This is a genomic window from Gulosibacter sp. 10 (genome assembly GCF_900163695.1).
Classification (GTDB): Bacteria; Actinomycetota; Actinomycetes; order Actinomycetales; family Microbacteriaceae; genus Gulosibacter.
The window spans coordinates 125,911-143,961 of the sequence record NZ_FUIC01000011.1 but is presented as its reverse complement, the minus strand read 5'-3'; the positions used below and the strand labels follow the sequence as shown (position 1 = coordinate 143,961).

Below are 18,051 nucleotides of genomic sequence, written 5' to 3'. Positions count from 1 at the left end.
CGGCTACCAGTCGATCGGCGCGTGCGGGAGCTGGCCCCCGTTGACGATGAGCTGGATGAGGGTGTTCCCCACGAGCCAGGCGGGCGGGGCGCCCACGACGAAGGAGCAGATGAGCGAGAGGATGCCGGCGCCGCGGCCGGACCGGTAGAAGATCGCGTACAGGGACGCGGTGATGCTCGCGAACCCGAGGACGCCGGCGATGAGCAGCCACATCTGCAGCTCGAACTGGCGGGAGATGCCGAAGACGTTGAACAGGTACATGCCCGCCATGAGGTCGGCGACGAAGGTGAGCACCGCGCCGAAGAACGCCCAGTGGCCGACCTTCCACCCGAAGGGGTTGAGCATCTGATCCACCCACGGCGCCGGCACGTCACTGGCGTGACGATACTGCGGGGCCTGGGGCTTCCGAGTGACTCGCGCTTGCGTCATGGGTGGGATGTCCGTTCGATGAACCTGCTGACGGATCGTGCCGTCGATTCGGTCAGTCTAGCGCCGCGCGACTTGGGACGTCGTGCACGCCGGCGCAGGCGCGGGGCGCCCCGGGGAGCTCGGGGCCGCCCCGTCGCGGCGTTGTGGTAGCTTGGCCGCAGACACGGGGTGCCCCGCAGAGGGGGCTGAGATCACACCCGGGAACCTGATCGAGTTCGCACTCGCGGAGGGATGTCGTCGATGGACGCAGCATGTGCCGCACCGGTATCGGTGCGCGAGGCGCGCGCCCCTTCGTCTCCGGGTTCCGAGAACCAGGAAAGGGGCAGCAGCAGTTGATTCCCAATGTGCTCACCATCGCCGGCACCGACCCGACGGGCGGCGCCGGCATCCAGGCGGACCTCAAGGCCTTCTCGGCCCAGGGCGCCTACGGCATGAGCGCGGTGACCGCGGTCGTCGCGCAGAACACCCGCGGCGTCCGGCGCTTCGTCGCGCTCGACCCGGCCTTCGTGCTCGAGCAGATCGCGTCGGTCTTCGAGGACGTCCGCGTCGACGCGGTGAAGATCGGGATGGTCGCGAACGCGGGCATCGCCGAGGCCATCGCGCGCGGCCTCGACGAGTACGCGCGCTGCCCCGTCGTGCTCGACCCCGTCATGGTCGCGACCAGCGGCGACCACCTGCTCGCGGACGACGCCGTGGCCGCGGTCCGCGAGCTGCTGGTGCCCCGCTCGACCGTCATCACCCCCAACCTCCCCGAGGCCGCCGTGCTCGCCGACCTGCCCGCGAGGCCGGACGACGTCGACGCCATGTACGAGGCGCTGCCCGCGCTGCGCCGTCTCGGCGCCGACTGGGTGCTGCTCAAGGGCGGCCACCTGGGCGGCGAGACGAGCACCGACATCCTCGACGGCGAGCGCACGGTCGAGCTCACCGCCCCGCGCGTGGACACCGTCAACGACCACGGCACCGGCTGCACGCTCTCGGCGGCCATCGCCGCGAGGCTCCCCCGACAGGACGCGGTCGAGAGCGTGCGCGCCGCGAAGGCGTACCTCACGGCCGCGCTGCAGCGCTCGGAGGAGCTCGACGTGGGCGGCGGCCGCGGCCCCGTCCACCACTTCCACGAGCTGTGGGACGCCGCGGCGCGCCGCCCCGAGCGGGAGGAGGCGATCCGATGACCGCGTCCTTCTCCGAGGCCCTGCGCGAGCGCCACGCCGAGACCTGGCGCGCCGCCGTGCGGCACCGGTTCGTGGCCGAGCTGCTCGCCGGCGATATCGACGACGACGTCATGGCCGGCTACCTGGTGCAGGACTACCGGTTCCTCGACGGCTTCCTCGCCCTCGTGGGCGCGGCGATCGCGAGCGCCGACGCGCTCGAGGCCCGGCTCGCGTTCTCGGCCTTCGCGGGCGAGATCGCGGGCGACGAGAACACCTACTTCCTGCGCGCCTTCGACGAGCTCGGCGTCTCCGAGGCGCTGCGCGCCGAGACCCCGGACACCGCCGCGACGGCCGCGTTCAAGGCCCTGTTCCGCGAGGCCGCGGAGACCCGCGACTACGCGGCCGCGGTCGCGGTGCTGCTCGTCGCGGAATGGCTGTACCTCGACTGGGCCGCGACCGCCTCCGCGCCGCGCCCGGAGCGCTTCGTGCACGACGAGTGGATCGAGCTCCACGACTTCCCCGAGTTCCACGACCGCGTGGCCTTCCTGCGCGCCGAGCTCGACCGCGTCGGGCCCGCGCGGCGCGAGATCGCCGAGGACTTCTTCGCCCGCGCGGTGCGGATCGAGCTCGACTTCTTCGACGCGTGCTACGAGGCGCCCCTGAGCGGGAGGAAGGCATGACGCTCTTCGACGACCTCAAGGCCGCGATCGGCGAGACCTGGGAGGCCTACACGCGGCACGAGTTCGTGACCCGGCTCGGCGAGGGCAGCCTGCCCCTGCCGGTGTTCCAGGACTACCTCGTGCAGGACTACCGCTTCCTCACGCAGTTCGCCCGCGCCAACGCCCTGGCCGCCTACAAGGGGCGCACGCTCGCCGAGATCCGCGAGGGCGCCGAGGCGCTGTCGGTGATCCTCGAGGAGACCGAGCTGCACCGGCGGCTCACGGCGCGCTGGGGCATCCCAGAGCCGGAGCTCGACGCGGCGCCCGAGAAGATGGCCACGGTGGCGTACACCCGGTACGTGCTCGACGCGGGACAGTCGGGCGACCTGCTCGATCTGCACGTCGCCCTCGCGCCCTGCGTCATCGGCTACGCCGAGATCGGCGCCGCGCTCGAGCCGCGGCGGCACGAGGGCCATCCCTACGGCGAGTGGATCGCCGAATACTCGGGCGAGGCGTTCCAGGCCGGCGCCGCCGCGGCCGTGCGGCGCCTCGACTCGCTCGCCGAGGGCGCGCTCACCGAGCGCCGCTTCGGCGAGCTCGTCCGGCTCTTCCGCGCGGCCACGCGCCTCGAGACCGACTTCTGGCAGCAGGCGGTCGACGCGCAGTAGCCGGGGGCGGCTCCGCCCGAGGGCGGGCCGCCCTCAGCCGACCGGCCGCCCCGCCCTCGTGAGGTGCTCGAGCAGCGTCCGCTCGAGCGCCGCGAACTCCGGCCCCGTGGTCGCCTCGATGCCGCGCGGCCGCGGCAGCGCCACCTCGAGCGCGAGCGTCACCCGGGCCGGCCGCGGGCTGAGCACCACCACCCGGTCCGAGAGCAGCAGCGCCTCCCGGATGTCGTGCGTGACGAGCAGCGCGGTCCACGAGTGCTCGGCCCACACCTCCTGCAACCAGGCCTGGAGCTCCATGCGGGTGAGCGAGTCGAGCGCGCCGAAGGGCTCGTCGAGCAGCAGCGTGGGCCGCCCCTGGGCGACCGTGCGCAGCAGCGCCGCGCGCTGCCGCATCCCGCCCGAGAGCTCGAAGGGGTGCGCATCCTCGAAGCCCGCCAGCCCGAAGCGCGGGAAGAGCTCCCGCACCCGCGCCCGCGCCTCGGCGCGCCGCACGCCCTGCACCTCCAGGCCCAGGGCGGCGTTGGCCAGCACGGTGCGCCATGGGAACAGCAGGTCGCGCTGCGGCATGTACGCCGCGTGCGCGGGCGAACCCGTCGCATCCCGGCCATCCACCTCGATGCGCCCCGAGGTCGGACGATCCAGCCCCGCGATGAGGTTGAACAGCGTGCTCTTGCCCGCGCCGGAGGGGCCGATGACCGAGACGAACTCCCCCGGCGCCACCGAGAGCGAGATGCCGTCGAGCACCCGGAGGGGCTCGCCGCGCCGGCCGGGGAAGGTCCGGACGAGGTCCGAGAGCCGCAGTCGCGGCACGACGTCATGCGTCATTCGCGGTCGCCTTTCGCTGTTCGAGATGCCACGGGATCACGAGGCGCTCGAGGAGGTGGGTGGACAGGTACAGGGCGACGCTGACGAGCGCCGTGATGGCCACGGCCGCGAGCACGAGGTCGGTGCGGAAAGCGTTCTTCTGCACGCTCATGTAGATGCCGAGGCCCTGCTGCGCGCCGACGTACTCGGCGAAGATCGCGCCCGTCACCGCGTAGGTGATGCCGATGCGCAGCGAGGTGAAGAACCCCGGCAGCGCCGAGGGCAGCCGCACGAGCAGGAACCCGCGCACCTTCCCGGCGCCCATGCTCCGCAGCAGCCCCGAGGCCTGGCCGTCGGCGCTCGCGAATCCCTCCACGAGGCCGACGACGATGGGGAAGAAGGTCACGAGCGCGACCACGAGCATCTTCGGCCACAGCCCGAAGCCGAACCAGATGACCATGAGCGGGGCGATCGCGATGACGGGGATCGTCTGCGAGGCCACGAGCAGCGGCATCAGCCCGCGGCGCACCGTCGGGAAGAAGTCCGCGAGGATCGCGAGCACCCACGCGCACAGCAGCGAGAGGCCGAAGCCGGCGGCCGTGACCCCGAGCGTGGCGAGCGTGTGGTCGAGGATCGTGGCCCGATGCTCCCAGCCCATGCTCGCCACGCGCGAGGGCGCGGGCAGCACCTGGGGCCGCACCTCCGTGACGCGCACCGCGGCCTCCCACACCACAAGGGCGACGGCGAGGAAGACGAGCGGGGCCCAGACCCGCGAGCCCGAGCGCATCACTCGCCGAGGTACTCGTTCGTGAAGAGGCTCGACCAGTCGGGCTCCTCCTCGAGCGGCGCGCCCTCGCCGTCGGCGAGGAGGTCGTGCTCGTAGAGGAAGGCGCCGAGCTCGCTCCACTGCTCCTCGGTCTGCAGGCCGAACTCGCCCTGCTCGTCGAGCATGAACTCCTCGGAGAGCATCTCCTGGCTCTCGATCAGGAAGTCCAGGTCGGTGAGCACGTCGCTGTTCTCCTGCTGCAGGATCTCGGCCGCGCCGGCCGGGTCCTCGATCGCGTCCTCGTAGCCCCGGGCGATGGCCTGCACGAAGCCGCTCGCGAGCTCAGGGTTCTCGTCGAGCCACGTGCCGTTGCCCGTGATGATCACCTGGTAGTTGTCGGGGAAGCCGTAGTCGGTGTAGGCGAAGTTCTTCAGCTCCACGCCGCGGTGCTCGGCCTCGATGCCCTCCCAGGCGACGAACGGCACCGTGAAGTCGACATCGCCGTTGTAGAGCGCCTCGTACGCGGTGGTGCCGAGCACGACGGTCTCGAACTCGCCCTCGCCGCCCGCGCGCTCGATGACGCCGCGCATGATGGCCTCTTCGGCGGGCGTGCCGAAGCCGCCGTAGACGAGCCCGTCGAGGTCGTCCAGGCCCTGGATGTCGTCGCGGTCCGCGAGCACGCTCACCTCGGTGGTCCAGGTCTGCTGCACAGCGAGCACCGAGACGAGATCCGCGCCGGCGGCCATCGTCACCGAGGTGGAGTCCTGGAAGCCGATGCCGAACTCGGCCCGGCCCGAGTCGACGAGCACGTCGGCGCTGCTGTTGTTGTACGGCACGATCTCGACCTCGATGCCGGCCTCGGCGAAGTAGCCCTCGCTCATCGCGACGTAGAGCCCCGTGTGGTTCGTGTTGGGGGTCCAGTCGAGCGCGAAGCGGATGGTCGTGAGGCCGTCCTCGCCCTCGGACGCGCCGGCCGCGCAGCCGGAGAGCGCGAGGGCGGAGACGGCGGCGACGGCCGCCAGGAGGCGTCGGCGGCGGCGCGGGGTCGCGGATCGTGGTGCGGTCATGTCGGTGGCTCCCTTCGAGGCGAAGGAGTACCCGAATGCACCGCGAGCGCCGCCGCGGACAGGATGCTGCCGCGGGGTGCGCGAGGACGTTCTGCTGACAATTCCTTCGCCAGTACTAACTGGATCAGGTTCGACGGGTGTGTTCTCAGCCCCAGGCGGGGCACCCCGTGTCACTGCAGCCACCATAGCGCACCTTCGCGACGGCGTCGCGAAATCCGTCCGGAGCCCGCCCGCCCGGCCCCGCATCCGCGTCGGGCAGGATGGGGGCATGCTCCTCCCCGCGCTCGACGACCTCCTCGCCCGCACCCGCATCGTGTCGCTGCCGCTGAACACGCGCTTCCGCGGCGTGACGCATCGCGAGGCCGCGCTCATCGAGGGCGACCAGCGCATCGGCGGCACGGCGGCGTGGGCCGAGTTCTCGCCCTTCCTCGAGTACGGGCCGGCCGAGGCCAGTCACTGGCTCGCGGCGGCGCTCGAGTACGGCTTCGACCCGGAGCTCGAGCGCTTCGTCGAGGGCGAGGTGCCCGTGAACGCCACGGTGCCCGCCGTGCCGCCCGAGCGCGTGGCCGAGGTGCTCGCCCGCTTCGACGGCTGCGGCACGGTCAAGGTCAAGGTGGCGGAGCGCGGGCAGGTGCTCGAGGAGGATCTCGCCCGGCTCGAGGCGGTCGCCGCCGCGGCGCCGGATGCGGGGCTGCGCATCGATGCGAACGGCGGCTGGGGCCTCGAGGAGGCGGAGCGGGCGCTGCGCGCGATCGCCGGTCGCGGCATCGAGCTCGAGTACGCCGAGCAGCCCGTCGCGACCGTGCCCGAGCTCGCCGAGCTGCGCGGGCGCATCCGCGCGCTCGGGCTCCCCGTCCGCATCGCCGCGGACGAGTCCATCCGCAAGGCCGAGGACCCGCTGGCCGTCGTGCGGGCCGCCGCGGCCGACCATCTCATCCTCAAGGCGCAGCCGCTCGGCGGGCTGCGGCGGGCCGTGCGGATCGTCGAGGAGACGGGCATGAGCGCGACCGTCTCGAGCGCCCTGGACACCTCGGTGGGCATCGTGATGGGCGCCCAGCTCGCGGCGCGGCTGCCGCAGCCGCGCTACGCGGCGGGCCTCGGCACGGTCTCGCTCTTCGCCGCGGACGTGCTGCGCGAGCCGCGCCGCCCGGCCGGCGGCGCCGTCTCCCTCGCCCCCGCAGTGCCGGATGCGGCGCTGCTGCGCGAGCACGCCGCGCCGCCCGAGCGCGTCGCGTGGTGGCAGGACCGCATCCGCGCCTGCCACGCGCTGCTGGGAGGCTGAGCCGCAGCGCAGGCTACGAGCATTCGCGCAGGCTCGCGCATCGTCCTTCTCATCGGTTCCCGCCGGGAAAAGCTATGCACGCTCCAACGCACGTGGGAGATGCCCACCCGACTTCCAACAGAACAGCGCATCAACTAGGAAGTTCGGCGCACGCTCCAACGCACGTGGGAGATGCCCACCCGACTTCCAACAGAACAGCGCATCAACTAGGAAGTTCGGCGCACGCTCCAACGCACGTGGGAGATGCCCACCCGACTTCCAACAGAACAGCGCATCAACTAGGAACCTCCTGCCAACTTCCAACAAACAACCATCCGAAGTTGTAATATGACCTGATGGATGGAAGCAGGTTCAGCGACACCCGTTTCGGGAGTGCGACGATCGAGCCGGGAAACAAGTGGGCATTCACCTACTACCTGCCGAAGCCGATCCCACGGTCGCTGGAGCTGCCGCCCGATACCGTCAGGCTCTTGTCCGAGGCCGACGCCTCCCTGGGCCACCTCCAGGGGCTTGGAACGATTATCACCGAGCCAAGCCTGCTCATCGGCCCCTATCTACGACGCGAAGCTCTCGCCAGCTCCCGTATCGAAGGAACACAAGCCTCGCTTTCAGAAATCTTCCAATCTGAAATCGACGAGTCCGCGTCGAACGATGACACCGCCGAAGTACACCGGTACCTCGCGGCCAGCGATCAGGCATATCGACTGGCGCAGAAGCTTCCCATCACCCAGCGGCTCATCTTGCAGGTACATGAAACGTTGCTGACAGGAGTGCGCGGAGAAGAGAAGTCACCCGGAGAATTTCGACGCACGCCGGTCTGGGTCGGCCATGCCGGCGCAACACCGGAAAACGCAATATACGTTCCGCCGCTACCCAAACATCTCGGCGATCTCCTTGCGGATTGGGAACGATTCGTGAACGATGACGGCCGCGGATTGCCCGCCCTGATTCAGGCAGCGCTAATGCACTACCAATTCGAGACGATCCACCCGTTCCTGGACGGCAACGGACGCATCGGACGCCTACTCATCAACCTGGTCTTGATGGAACGAGGACGACTCAACTTGCCTCTTCTCTACCTTTCGAGCTACTTCGAGAATCACCGAGACCGGTACTACGAGAGGCTTCAAAACGTACGGGAAACAGGCGATATCGACGGGTGGCTTCGATTCTTTCTGGAAGCCGTGCAAGCCCAGGCGCAAGACGCCATCAGCAGGGCTCGAGAGTTGATCCAGATCCGTGAGCGGTACACGAAAACCGCGAGCCAGGAACGCTCGAGCCTCATCCGCCTTGTCAATCTGATCATCAAAAACCCGTTCGTGACAGTCAAATATGTGCAATCACAACTCGAACTAACGAATCAAGGGGCTCGAAACCTGATCAAGAAGGCTGAGAGTAATGGCTGGCTGAAGAGCCTCGGAAGTCACGGACGCGGCGGGCGGGAGCGGTGGTACGCACCCGAGATCCTCAACGTCATGGAAATGCCGATGACCTACACCGAGAAGCCTGCGGAGACTCCGAGATGATGGCCGGCATGCCCCGGCCCGCTGGAACCGCTCTCGGCTAGCGGTGATCAACCACTGCACTCGCGTCCTTGACCCGCCCCCCGGCGCCGATCATGCCGCGCGCTCCAGGCGCAGCAGCGCCGTCTTCGCGTCCAGGCCGCCGATGTAGCCGCCGAGGCCGCCGTCGGCGCGCAGCACGCGGTGGCAGGGCACGACCACGGGCAGCGGATTGGTCGCGCACGCGCTGCCCACCGCGCGCACGGCCTTCGGGCTGCCGACGGATTCCGCGACCTCCTTGTAGGTGCGGGTGCGGCCGTAGCCGATGCGCGGCAGGAAGCGCTGCACGCTCTCCCGGAAGCCGGAGGACAACGCGTGGTCCAGCGGCAGGTCGAAGCCGCGCCGCTGGCCCGCGAAGTACTCCTCGAGCTCCGCGGCGGCCGCGTCCAGCCGGGCCGGCGCCTCGAGCACCCGCGGGCTGATCCGCTCGGCGAGGGTCTCCAGCACGGCGTCGAATCCCTCCCGCTCGAACGCGACGCGCACGAGGCCCCGACCGGTGGCCGCGAGCAGCAGCGTGCCCACGGGCGTGCCGAGCGTGCGGTAGGCGACGTCGAGCACGCCCTCCTCGTCGGCGCGGGCGGCGATACCGGCGCGGAGGCGGTCGAGGTGCGCGTCCGCGACGGGGAACAGCTCGGCGGCCGGCCGGGTGCCGGCGCTCATGGGGGCGTCTGTGTTCATGGGGTTGTCTGTGTTCATGGGGTCGCTCCTTCCTGCTTCCCGTCCGCGCCGTAGACCCGGCGCAGCCGCTTGATGCCGTCGGCCGCTGCCCGGCGCACGGCGTCCGGGGTGCCGCCGATCAGCGCCGCGGTCTCGGCGTGCGGCAGCCCGCCGAGGTAGTGGTAGGCCACCGCGAGGCGCTGACGCTCGGGAAGCGCCGCGACGGCGAGCCACACCTCCTCGTCGTCGCGGCCGGGGTTGCCGATCGTCGAGGGCCGTTCGGGCACGCGGTCGACGGGGATCGCGTGCCGGGCGCGGAGGCGGACCACGTCGATCGCCTTCCGCCGGGCCACCCGCACCAGCCACGCCTCCGTGTTCGTGCTCTCCGGCAGCTCCGGCCAGGCGCGCAGCGCGGCCAGGAACGTCTCCGACCAGGCGTCGTCGGCGTCCGCGCCCGGGCCGAGCACCGCGCGGCAGACTCGCAGCACGGTCGCCCCGTGCCGCTCCACCGCCCGCTCGAATGGTTGTTTCATCGTCATCGCACGGTAGACGCGCCGGCCCGGGGAAACGTGAGATGCGGATTTCCGGCGGCCGCCGCGGGCGCGCTTACAGCCGGCTGCCGATGATCTTGCCGAGCTCGAACACGCCGCGGAACTTGGCCGGCGCGTACATCGCGAGCGCGGAGCGGAGCGGGCCGACGAGCGCGCGGTTCGACGCGAAGGTCATCGCGCGGGTCCGGCCGCCCAGCGAGAAGGTGCCGGAGCGGAGCGGGGGATGCGCGCGCTCCCAGCCGTCGATCGCGCCGGTGAACAGCACCCGGATGCGCCAGAAGCGCAGCATGACGAGCCGGGTGCGGGGCGGGCGCACCCTGGCGGTCTCGATGCCGACCCACTCGAGCTGCGGCCAGGGGACGAAGAAGGATTCGTGCGGCTTGCGGCCCTCGTAGCCGATCCCCTCCGGGGCGATGACGAAGTACCGGGGGCGGGCGTCGATCCACATGCCGAGGAGCATGCCCCCGGCCACGAGGAAGCACACGACGGCGACCCAGTAGCCCTGCTGCAGCGTCTCCGCGTCGGCGTCCTCGTCGGGCCATGCCCCCATCGCCGTGAGCAGGGCGAGCACGCCGAACACCGCGAAGATGAGGATCGGCGGGAGGAAGGCGGAGTAGTTCGGCGGGATGCGGATGCGCTGGACCATCGCCTCGATCCTCGCGGGGCGCGTCCGCCCGCGCAACCTCCTCCGGAGGGAGGTGCTGCAGCATCCCTGGGAGGAGACGGGTGGGACGTCGGTGGGGCGTCGGGTGGCACGTCGGTGAGCCCGTCGCAGGCGCTGATGCCCGTAACTGCGCCGGTGGCCGCGCTTGTGCCCGTGCCTGTGCCCGTCGCCGCGACCGTGTCCGCGCCTGTGCCCGAGGCCGTGTCCGCGCCTGTGCCGGGGCCTGGGCTGTGTCGGTACCCGGGCCTGTGCCGGCACCTCGGCCTGGACTCGTGCCTGCGCCTGGGCTCGTGCCTGTGCCTACCTGTACTTGTGGCCGTGTCTGTGCCTGAACTGGGATGAATAGCCGCGCGGCACAGCATATGCGGATGCCGAGGCTATGCATCCCGCCCGCGTCGTCGTTCGCCGCTGGCAGCTCTGGCAGTTCCCGTGATCTCGGCGGCTCCGGCCGTCTGGGCAGCTCCTCCGGTCCCGGCAGCCCTAGGATCCTTGGCAACTCCGGCGGTCTCGGCAGCTCCGGCGGCCCTGCGCTCTTGGCAGTCTCAAGACCCCCGGCAGCCTCCGCGGCCCCGCACTCCTGGCAGCCCCAGGACCCCCAGCAGCCCGCGCAGCCCCGCAGTCGGCTATCCCGGCTGGTCAGTACCGGCGCGACAGTCTCGGCCCGAACCCCCTCAACCGCCCCTACCAGTACACCGCGGGAACGCGGGCCAGTGCTGGACCAGTCGCGCGATCGGGACGGATGGCCAGACGAACGCGCATATGTCCGCGCCCGCGCTCCACGTCTCGATCCGGCCAGGGCAGCCACGGCCTCCCGTATGGTGGCGCACCGCCTTGCTCGAACTTTCCATACGGCATACACTTTCCAGATGGAAAGCAAGCCGAGCGCCGAGGAAGCCGCGGAGCAGCTGCGGGACTACGAGACGCTGCGCGAGCGCAGTCTGCAGCGGGGTCCGTCCCGCGGGTTCGCGCTGCTCGGGCTGTGGCAGGCGATCATCCTGTGCGCCTATGCGGCGATGGTGCTCCTGACGCTGACGCACTACGACAGCCCCTTCCACTTCGTGCTGCCGATGCTGCTGCTCGGGAGCATCTTCGAGGGCGCAGTGCAGCGGTTCTCGGTGCGTCGGCGACGGAGCCCCTGGTGGTACGCGATCTGGGTGGCGCTCGCCGCCGCGATCGTGCTCCTGGGCATCTTGCGCGTCGGGGAGACGCGGTATCCCGCATGGGTCGATGTGCTCGTGCTCGCGGCGATCTTCGCCGCGCTCCTCTTCGAACCCGTGCGGCAGCTGCGCCGGACTCGCGGCGGCGAGCTCGGCTGGGCGCCGCAGCCGCTGAGCACGCCGGTGCGATGCATGACCGTGCTCGCAGGACTGGTCCTCGGGTTCCTGATCGCCGCGGTCCAGTGGCAGTACGCTCCGACGGCGATACCGGTGCTCGGCGCGGTGCTCGCCGGCGCGACGGTCCTGCTGTCCCGCAGCCGCTGGGGGCTGGAGCGCGCCGGATTCGAATGGGCGCCGAGGCACTGGTTGGCCTTCAGCGCGGGTCTCGCAATCCTGTACGCGGCGATCCTGCTCGACAGCTTCACCGATGCGCTGACGACGTCGGCCTGCATCGTGTCGGGAGCGATCGCGGCGCTGCTGATCGCGAGCGCCGCATTCACGCCGCGGCGCAGCGCGGCCGAGGCGCCGGGAGCACCCCCGCAGGACTCGTCCGGGTCCGAGCCCGGCGGCGCCGACCCGACAGGCTCCGGTCTCGTCAATAGCGACGCGACCGGCGCCGATCCGGTGGACCCCGACGCGACCGCGGGACCCCGGCCTTCGGCGGATGAGCACCGCGGATGACCCCGCATCCACGACACGGCCTCGACGAGGCGTTCCAGACGCCGGTCCGCTTCTCGCTCATGGCGGCGCTGCGAGGCGACGCCGAGATGGACTTCCGCACGCTGCGGGAGCTGCTCGACACGAGCGATTCCGCGCTCAGCAAGGCTGTCGCGCGGCTCGAGGGCCTCGGCTATGTGCGCACCACTCGCGGCTACGTCGGCAACCGGCCGCGCACCTGGGTCGCGTCCACCGCCAAGGGCCGGCGCGCATTCGCCAGCCACCTCGCGGCCCTGCGCGCCATCGCGGGCGACTACCCGGAGACGTAACCGAGCGGAGACGTGACCGCGCGGAGGCCGGATCCCGGCGTATCGGCTCGGGAGCCGGGTGCGTTCGGGACGCATAGCCGCGCGAACGCTCCCACGAACGCGCGGCCGCTATTCGCCCCGACGGCGCACTCCCGGAACCGCCGCCGGCCTGCCGAGAACACCGGCTTCGTCGACAGCGCCCGGTGCGGGCTCGGGCTCAGACCCAGACCCAGACCCAGACCCAGACCCAGGATCGGTCCGTCATCCGGCCGGGAGCCGAAACCGCCTGCCGCCAGGCCCGGGCCCGTGCCCGGTGACGGACGGAGCCGGGGCGCAGAGACTGAAACGGGACGGATAGCCGGGCGGAGGAGCATGCGTCCTCGCCTCCGCTATCCGACCCATTCGCGCCACAGCACGCACGCCACTTGCCCCGTTCGCACCAGCGCCGCCGCGTCATCGCAGGCACATCGCCGCGACCAGGCCACCGCAGGCACATCGCCGCGACCGGGCCACCGCAGCCGGCGCGAAACGGCCCGACGCGAAGCGGTCCGGGGCGAAACGGCCCGGCGCGAGGCAGGCCTCCCTGAAGCTGGCCGCTGCGAAGCAAGCCGCCGCGAAGCGCTCCAGCACGAAGCACCCCGGGCGCGCTACAGCCCCGAGTAGGCGTGCAGGCCGTCGAAGAAGACGTTGACGATGCCGAAGTTGAAGACGATGGTGAGGAAGCCCGCGATCGACAGCCAGGCCGAGGGCGAGCCGCGCCAGCCGCGGGTGCCGCGCGCGTGCAGGTAGCCGGCGTAGACGATCCAGATGATGAGCGTCCACACCTCCTTCGTGTCCCAGCCCCAGTAGCGGCCCCAGGCCCGCTCGGCCCAGATCGCGCCGGCCACGAGCGTGAAGGTCCAGAAGATGAAGCCGATGACGTTCACGCGGAACGCGAGATCCTCGAGCCGTTCGGCGCTCGGCATGGCCGACAGCCAGCTCCGCCGGCGATCGGCGCCCGCCCGGATCGCCGCCTCGCGGCGCTGCTGCAGCAGCTGCAGCACCGAGAGCCCGAAGCCGAGCGCGAGGAAGCCGGTGCCGAGCGAGGCGACGAACACGTGCACCACGAGCCACCACGACTGCAGCGCGGGCTGCAGCGGCACCACGTCGACGTAGAACCCCATCGTCGCGATCTGCAGCGTGAGCGTCGCGAAGCCCACGATGAAGGTGCCGAGGAAGCGCAGGTCCTGCCAGAGCTGCATCGCGAGGAACACGGCCACGATGAGCAGCGAGGAGGTGAGCGAGTACTCGAACATGTTCGACCACGGCACGCGCTCGGCCGCCACGCCGCGCAGCACCGTCGCGACGAGGTGCGCGGCGAACGCGACGCCGGTGATCCACATCGCGATGGGCAGCAGCACGGTGCCGCGCTTGTCGCGCCAGCGCTCGCCCTTGGCCTTCGATCCCCCGCCGGACCTGATGCCCGACGCGTCGCCGCCGTCGGTGCCCGCGATGCTCGAGCTCAGGATGCCCGCATCCGAAGCCGAGGCCGACGGCGCCGCCTCCGCCCCGCCGTCCGCGGGCCCGCCGACGCCCGCGCCGACGAGCTCGCGCGACCGCGCGGTCGCGCCCAACGCCGAGCCGGTCTTCTTCACGGCGGTCTTGCGGCCCCGCAGCGCGAGGTCGAAGGTGAAGAGCACGAACGCGACGCTGTAGAGCACGATCGCCACGTAGAGGGCGTTATTGGACCAGTCCGAGAGAGATTCCGTCAATATCCAGTCTTTCGCTATCCGACGGGTGAGGCCGGGGTCGGCGCGGCAGGCCGGGAGGCTCCTGCGGAATGGCGCCGATGCTGCCCCAGTTTAGGCCGATTCCTCCCGTTCGTCAGCCTTCCACGAGACGAGCGCCCTGGTCTGGGCCTCCACGAGCTCGTTCAGCGCCCGCTCGATGTTCGGATCCTCGCCGCGCGCGAGGCCCGCGAACTCGAGCAGCACGCCGTCGCCCTGCCTGCTCGCCTTGACCCACATCCGGCGCCGCGGCACGAACAGCGAGACCACGAGCCCGGCGATCATGAGCCCCGTGAAGATCGCGACGGGCACCCGCGTGTAGTCGCGGTGCACGTCGAAGGAGGCGTAGCGCGGCACCTCGGCGTCGAGCGTCATGGTGCCGAGGCCGTTCGGCAGCTCCACCGTCTCGCCGGGCCGCAGCTGCAGCCCGGCCACGCCGGTCTCGCCGCCCGCGATCTGCTCGAGGTCGGTGGTGTCGAGCGAGTAGACCGAGACGGGCGTGCCGTAGTCGAGCCCGAGGTCGCCCACGTACACGTTGAACGTGAGCACGGGGTTGTGCATGTCCTGGTGCCCCGAGGTGAGCGCGCCCGAGTCGAGCTCGACCGCGGTCGGGTAGAAGAAGCCGAGGAACCCGACCTGCTCGTCTAGCCCGTCGGGCACCTTCACGACGCCGGTGGAGGTGAGGAAGTCGTCCTGCGGGATGAAGGCCACCGACTCGCGGTACACCTCGTTGCCCTCCGGATCGCGCACCGTGATGGTGGGCGCGTAGCCGTTCGTCAGCAGGTACGTGTCCATGCCGTCGAGCCGCAGCGGGTTGTTCACCTGGATGAGCTCCTCGCGGGGCTCCCCGCCGGGCTTCTGCACCGTGACGTGGGCGCTGAAGTCGAGGGGGATGCCGATCGCGTTCGGGTTCTCCTCCTCGTAGGTGACGTCGAGGTCGTCGAGCCGCAGCGAGAACGGCTTCAGCTCGTCCTCGGTGAAGAAGCGGCCGGGGTTGAACGAGGAGTAGCTCACGAGCCCGTTCACGAAGGTCTGCCCCTCGACGAGCACGCGCTGGCCGTGCCAGTTGAAGCCCGAGAACACGCCGATCGAGAGGATGATGCCGAGCATCGCGACGTGGAAGAGCAGGTTGCCGGTCTCGCGCAGGTAGCCGCGCTCGGCCGAGACCGAGATGCCGCGCTTGCCGGCGTCGAAGAGCTCGGTGCGGTAGCCGCTGCGGCGCAGGATGCGGCGCGCGCTGTCGATGATCGCGCCCTCGCGGCCGGCCCAGCGCTCGTCGAGCGAGACCTTCGCGTAGTCGTCGAGCCGCGACAGCCGCGCGGGCGTGCGCGGCGGCCGCGAGCGCAGCGCCCTGAGGTGGTGCGAGGTGCGCGGCAGGATGCAGCCGACGAGCGACACGAACAGCAGGATGTAGATGCTCGAGAACCACCACGACGAGAACACGTCGAACATGCCGATGCTGTCGAGCACCGGCGCGAGGTCGGGGTGCTCGTCGAAGTAGATCGTGACGCCGTTCGGGTCGCTCGAGCGCTGCGGGTAGATCGACCCGGGCACCGAGGCGATCGCGAGCACGAGCAGCAGGATGATCGCGGTGCGCATGCTCGTGAGCCAGGTCCACAGCCCGCGCGCCATCGAGACGACGGGGCCGGTCTTCTTGGCCGGGTGCTTGCGCTGTCGGGCGTCGTGGGGCTCGTAGCCCTCGCGCCCCGCGTCGATGTGATCAGATGGGCGAGACATAGCCGGGAAGCATTGCTCCGATGTAGGACACGAACCGCTGCCAGATGCCCGCCACCATGAGCAGTCCGATGAGGATGATGATGCCGCCGCCGATGAGGTTGATGGTGCGGATGTGGCGCTTGAGCCAGCCTACCCACGTCGTGGCGGCGTTCCAGCCCACCGCGGCGAGGATGAAGGGCACGCCGAGCCCGATGCAGTAGGCGAAGGCGAGCAGCGCGCCCCGGCCCGCGGAGGCGGAGTCGAAGGAGAGCGACTGGATGGCGACGAGGGTCGGTCCGAGGCACGGCGCCCAGCCCAGCGCGAAGATCGCGCCGAGCAGAGGGGCGCCGACGAGCCCCGCCGGCGCCGCGCGGAGCTTGAGCGTGCGCTGCCAGGGTCCGGACATGCCGATGAACACGAGGCCCATGAGGATGACCACGACGCCGAGCACGCGCATGATCGTGTTCTGGTACTGCATGAACCACACGCCGAGCTGGCCGAACACGGCCCCGGTGAGCACGTAGATCACCGAGAAGCCGAGCACGAAGAGGGCGGCGCCGAGCGCGACTCGGCCGCGCGCGGGCGCCTGGGTCTGCGTCTGCCGGGCCTGGGCGACGCGGGTGCCTCCGGGCCGCGACCCGCCCGCATCCGCGTCCGCTTCCTCGGCGCCCTTCGCCGCGCGGGGCCCGGAGACCGCGCCGAGCATCCCGACGTAGCCGGGGATGACGGGCAGCACGCAGGGCGAGGCGAAGGAGACGAAGCCGGCGACGAGCGCGAGCGGCAGCGCGAGGAGCAGCTGCCCGCTCATGATCGTCTCGCCGGGGCTCGCGGCGAGCGCGACCCCCGTGGCGGACGTGAGCGCCGGCAGCGCCAAGGCGGGGGTCACTCGGACGACTCTTCGAGCACCGTGTCGATCATCGAGGCGAGCACCGACGGGTCGGCGACGCCGCGGATGACGGCGGCGACCGCGCCGTCGCGGTCGATGACGAGCGTCGAGGGGATCGCCTGCGGCGGCACGTTGTCCGAGAAGGCGAGTCGGACGGAGGCGGTCTCGACGTCGAGGATGGACGGGTAGGTCACCCCGAACTCCTCGGCGAAGGAGAGCGCGGTGGGCGCCTGGTCGTACACGTTGACGCCCACGAACTGCACGCCCTCGTCCTGGTAGTCCTGATGGGTCTGCTCGAGGTCGGCGGCCTCGAGGCGGCAGGGCGGGCAGGCCGCGTACCAGAAGTTCATGACCACGACGTCGCCGGCGAACTGCTCGCTGCCGAGCGTCTCGCCGTGCTCGTCCTCGCCCGAGTACTCGACCGGGGCCTGCCGATCGGCGGGCGGGATGACCTCCCACGAGCCGTCCCCGGCGACGTAGCCCTGCTCCGAGTCGGCGGCGTACTGCTCGGCGAAGCCCTCGTTCGAGCAGCCGACGAGCAGCAGCGCGGCGGCCGCGACGAGCGCGGCGCCGGCGCGGCGATGGCGGCGGATTCGGCGGTTCACACGGCTCCCTGATCGGTCGCGGCGGCGAGTTCGCTCGCGGCGGGTTCGCGGTAGTCGGCCTCGACGAAGCCGGTCGCGGGGTGGTATTCGAGCACGGTGATGCTCGAGAGCGAGCAGCGGCGCTTGGCCGGATTGTGCGGCAGCGGCTGCTGCGAGACCGCCCGATGCACCATCCAGATCGGCAGCTGATGCGACACGACGATAACATCGGCGGTCGCGTGCCCCGCGGCCCGGGCCTCGCGGCTCGCGTCGGCCGCGTGCTCGAGGATGGCCTCGCGCATCCGCGCCTTGACCTCGGCGTAGGGCTCGCCCCAGCTCGGCACCCAGGGGCGCAGGAGGCTCGACCAGCTCCGCGGCTCGCGCCACGCGGGCCTGTCGCCGTGCATCCGCTTGCCCTCGAAGGTGTTCCAGGGCTCGATGACGCGCTCGTCGAGGATGGGCTCGAGCCCGAGCGCCTCCGCGATCGGCGCGGCGGACTCCCGCGTGCGCTGCAGCGGGGAGACCACGAGGCGCGCGGCGGGCACCTGGCGCTCGGCGAGGTCCTCGGCCGCGAGCGCCGCCATCCGGTGCCCCCGGCGGCTGAGCCCGTAGTTCGGGAGTCGGCCGTAGAGCACCCCGTCGGGGTTGAAGACTTCGCCGTGTCGGACGATGTGGATGCGCTGGGCCTGCATGTCTCACATTCTAGGCGCCCGGACTTCCGAG

At 71.1% G+C, this 18,051-nt stretch carries 19 protein-coding genes and 2 riboswitches; of the genes, 7 read left to right on the top strand and 12 right to left on the bottom strand.

All coding sequences use genetic code 11. The annotated features are described in order from the left end of the window. Nucleotides 1-3 precede the first annotated feature (3 nt). Nucleotides 4-429 (bottom strand): hypothetical protein, encoded by a 426-nt coding sequence (locus tag FM112_RS04280; RefSeq protein ID WP_140400568.1) that lies wholly within the window; start codon nt 427-429, stop codon nt 4-6. Nucleotides 430-583: 154 nt separating this feature from the next. Continuing rightward, nucleotides 584-678: riboswitch (TPP riboswitch) on the top strand. A gap of 95 nt (nt 679-773) precedes the next feature. Here FM112_RS04280 and thiD point away from each other — a divergent pair. From thiD to FM112_RS04265, 3 genes are read left to right on the top strand one after another with little or no spacing between them, the layout of a single operon-like run. Then, nucleotides 774-1,598 (top strand): bifunctional hydroxymethylpyrimidine kinase/phosphomethylpyrimidine kinase, encoded by an 825-nt coding sequence (gene thiD / locus FM112_RS04275; RefSeq protein WP_254910371.1) that lies wholly within the window; start codon nt 774-776, stop codon nt 1,596-1,598. After that, the gene (locus tag FM112_RS04270) at nt 1,595-2,257 is read left to right on the top strand and encodes a TenA family protein (protein ID WP_087003945.1); all 663 of its coding nucleotides are present in this window, start codon (nt 1,595-1,597) and stop codon (nt 2,255-2,257) included. Before thiD ends, FM112_RS04270 begins: the two co-directional genes overlap by 4 nt. Further along, nucleotides 2,254-2,904 carry a TenA family protein gene (locus tag FM112_RS04265; protein ID WP_087003942.1) on the top strand — a complete coding sequence of 217 codons (651 nt, stop codon included), beginning with the start codon at nt 2,254-2,256 and terminating at the stop codon, nt 2,902-2,904. The genes FM112_RS04270 and FM112_RS04265 overlap by 4 nt, the downstream gene beginning before the upstream one ends. A gap of 33 nt (nt 2,905-2,937) precedes the next feature. On the opposite strand, the gene FM112_RS04260 is transcribed toward FM112_RS04265, so the two are convergent. Genes FM112_RS04260 through FM112_RS04250 form a run of 3 tightly spaced genes read right to left on the bottom strand, consistent with a single transcriptional unit; the run spans nt 2,938 to nt 5,538 of the window. Further along, on the bottom strand, nt 2,938-3,726 hold the full coding sequence (locus FM112_RS04260) for an ABC transporter ATP-binding protein (protein ID WP_087003939.1): 789 nt from the start codon (nt 3,724-3,726) through the stop codon (nt 2,938-2,940). Then, nucleotides 3,716-4,492, bottom strand: coding sequence for an ABC transporter permease (locus FM112_RS04255; RefSeq protein WP_087003936.1), 777 nt, complete (start codon nt 4,490-4,492; stop codon nt 3,716-3,718). The genes FM112_RS04260 and FM112_RS04255 overlap by 11 nt, the downstream gene beginning before the upstream one ends. Next, on the bottom strand, nt 4,492-5,538 hold the full coding sequence (locus FM112_RS04250; protein WP_087003933.1) for an ABC transporter substrate-binding protein: 1,047 nt from the start codon (nt 5,536-5,538) through the stop codon (nt 4,492-4,494). Before FM112_RS04250 ends, FM112_RS04255 begins: the two co-directional genes overlap by 1 nt. Before the next feature lie 83 nt (nt 5,539-5,621). Further along, nucleotides 5,622-5,716, bottom strand: a riboswitch (TPP riboswitch). A 90-nt stretch (nt 5,717-5,806) separates the two neighbouring features. Between FM112_RS04250 and FM112_RS04245 the strand changes: the two genes are divergently transcribed. Together FM112_RS04245 and FM112_RS04240 are read left to right on the top strand one after the other, a co-directional pair. Continuing rightward, nucleotides 5,807-6,820, top strand: a complete 1,014-nt coding sequence (locus FM112_RS04245) for an o-succinylbenzoate synthase (protein WP_087003930.1) — start codon at nt 5,807-5,809, stop codon at nt 6,818-6,820. 335 nt (nt 6,821-7,155) lie between these two features. Beyond that, the gene (locus FM112_RS04240) at nt 7,156-8,346 is read left to right on the top strand and encodes a Fic family protein (RefSeq protein WP_087003927.1); all 1,191 of its coding nucleotides are present in this window, start codon (nt 7,156-7,158) and stop codon (nt 8,344-8,346) included. Nucleotides 8,347-8,436: 90 nt separating this feature from the next. Here FM112_RS04240 and FM112_RS04235 read toward each other — a convergent pair whose 3' ends face one another. From FM112_RS04235 to FM112_RS04225, 3 genes are all read right to left on the bottom strand, one after another. Next, the gene (locus FM112_RS04235) at nt 8,437-9,078 is read right to left on the bottom strand and encodes a methylated-DNA--[protein]-cysteine S-methyltransferase (RefSeq protein ID WP_254910370.1); all 642 of its coding nucleotides are present in this window, start codon (nt 9,076-9,078) and stop codon (nt 8,437-8,439) included. Next, nucleotides 9,075-9,572, bottom strand: coding sequence for an RNA polymerase sigma factor (locus FM112_RS04230; RefSeq protein ID WP_087003920.1), 498 nt, complete (start codon nt 9,570-9,572; stop codon nt 9,075-9,077). Before FM112_RS04230 ends, FM112_RS04235 begins: the two co-directional genes overlap by 4 nt. Nucleotides 9,573-9,645: 73 nt before the next feature. Then, nucleotides 9,646-10,236 carry a hypothetical protein gene (locus FM112_RS04225; RefSeq protein ID WP_087003917.1) on the bottom strand — a complete coding sequence of 197 codons (591 nt, stop codon included), beginning with the start codon at nt 10,234-10,236 and terminating at the stop codon, nt 9,646-9,648. An 884-nt stretch (nt 10,237-11,120) separates the two neighbouring features. Between FM112_RS04225 and FM112_RS04220 the strand changes: the two genes are divergently transcribed. Together FM112_RS04220 and FM112_RS04215 are read left to right on the top strand one after the other, a co-directional pair. Beyond that, nucleotides 11,121-12,092 (top strand): hypothetical protein, encoded by a 972-nt coding sequence (locus tag FM112_RS04220; protein ID WP_087003914.1) that lies wholly within the window; start codon nt 11,121-11,123, stop codon nt 12,090-12,092. After that, on the top strand, nt 12,089-12,397 hold the full coding sequence (locus FM112_RS04215; RefSeq protein WP_087003911.1) for a transcriptional regulator: 309 nt from the start codon (nt 12,089-12,091) through the stop codon (nt 12,395-12,397). The genes FM112_RS04220 and FM112_RS04215 overlap by 4 nt, the downstream gene beginning before the upstream one ends. Before the next feature lie 626 nt (nt 12,398-13,023). Here FM112_RS04215 and ccsB read toward each other — a convergent pair. The 5 genes from ccsB to FM112_RS04190 all read right to left on the bottom strand — a co-directional run bounded on the left by ccsB (nt 13,024) and on the right by FM112_RS04190 (nt 18,020). Further along, nucleotides 13,024-14,127: a c-type cytochrome biogenesis protein CcsB gene (ccsB, locus tag FM112_RS04210; protein ID WP_087003909.1), complete on the bottom strand. Its 1,104-nt coding sequence runs from the start codon at nt 14,125-14,127 to the stop codon at nt 13,024-13,026. Between the two features lie 90 nt (nt 14,128-14,217). Next, entirely contained in the window at nt 14,218-15,879 is a 1,662-nt protein-coding gene (locus FM112_RS04205) for a cytochrome c biogenesis protein ResB (RefSeq protein ID WP_087003906.1), read from the bottom strand. Beyond that, the gene (locus FM112_RS04200) at nt 15,863-16,744 is read right to left on the bottom strand and encodes a cytochrome c biogenesis CcdA family protein (RefSeq protein ID WP_369678160.1); all 882 of its coding nucleotides are present in this window, start codon (nt 16,742-16,744) and stop codon (nt 15,863-15,865) included. Before FM112_RS04200 ends, FM112_RS04205 begins: the two co-directional genes overlap by 17 nt. Continuing rightward, on the bottom strand, nt 16,741-17,349 hold the full coding sequence (locus FM112_RS04195; protein WP_087003902.1) for a TlpA disulfide reductase family protein: 609 nt from the start codon (nt 17,347-17,349) through the stop codon (nt 16,741-16,743). Before FM112_RS04195 ends, FM112_RS04200 begins: the two co-directional genes overlap by 4 nt. Then, entirely contained in the window at nt 17,346-18,020 is a 675-nt protein-coding gene (locus FM112_RS04190; protein ID WP_087003899.1) for a histidine phosphatase family protein, read from the bottom strand. The genes FM112_RS04195 and FM112_RS04190 overlap by 4 nt, the downstream gene beginning before the upstream one ends. Nucleotides 18,021-18,051: the final 31 nt, after the last annotated feature.

Coding starts and splice junctions, on each gene's coding strand:
- FM112_RS04225 (WP_087003917.1), bottom strand. CDS start 10,236: ATGGTCCAGCGCATCCGCATCCCGCCGAACTACTCCGCCTTCCTCCCG.
- FM112_RS04255 (WP_087003936.1), bottom strand. CDS start 4,492: ATGCGCTCGGGCTCGCGGGTCTGGGCCCCGCTCGTCTTCCTCGCCGTC.
- FM112_RS04220 (WP_087003914.1), top strand. CDS start 11,121: ATGGAAAGCAAGCCGAGCGCCGAGGAAGCCGCGGAGCAGCTGCGGGAC.
- FM112_RS04250 (WP_087003933.1), bottom strand. CDS start 5,538: ATGACCGCACCACGATCCGCGACCCCGCGCCGCCGCCGACGCCTCCTG.
- FM112_RS04280 (WP_140400568.1), bottom strand. CDS start 429: ATGACGCAAGCGCGAGTCACTCGGAAGCCCCAGGCCCCGCAGTATCGT.
- FM112_RS04270 (WP_087003945.1), top strand. CDS start 1,595: ATGACCGCGTCCTTCTCCGAGGCCCTGCGCGAGCGCCACGCCGAGACC.
- FM112_RS04215 (WP_087003911.1), top strand. CDS start 12,089: ATGACCCCGCATCCACGACACGGCCTCGACGAGGCGTTCCAGACGCCG.
- FM112_RS04205 (WP_087003906.1), bottom strand. CDS start 15,879: ATGTCTCGCCCATCTGATCACATCGACGCGGGGCGCGAGGGCTACGAG.
- FM112_RS04240 (WP_087003927.1), top strand. CDS start 7,156: ATGGATGGAAGCAGGTTCAGCGACACCCGTTTCGGGAGTGCGACGATC.
- FM112_RS04190 (WP_087003899.1), bottom strand. CDS start 18,020: ATGCAGGCCCAGCGCATCCACATCGTCCGACACGGCGAAGTCTTCAAC.
- FM112_RS04230 (WP_087003920.1), bottom strand. CDS start 9,572: ATGAAACAACCATTCGAGCGGGCGGTGGAGCGGCACGGGGCGACCGTG.
- FM112_RS04265 (WP_087003942.1), top strand. CDS start 2,254: ATGACGCTCTTCGACGACCTCAAGGCCGCGATCGGCGAGACCTGGGAG.
- FM112_RS04245 (WP_087003930.1), top strand. CDS start 5,807: ATGCTCCTCCCCGCGCTCGACGACCTCCTCGCCCGCACCCGCATCGTG.
- FM112_RS04260 (WP_087003939.1), bottom strand. CDS start 3,726: ATGACGCATGACGTCGTGCCGCGACTGCGGCTCTCGGACCTCGTCCGG.
- FM112_RS04235 (WP_254910370.1), bottom strand. CDS start 9,078: ATGAACACAGACAACCCCATGAACACAGACGCCCCCATGAGCGCCGGC.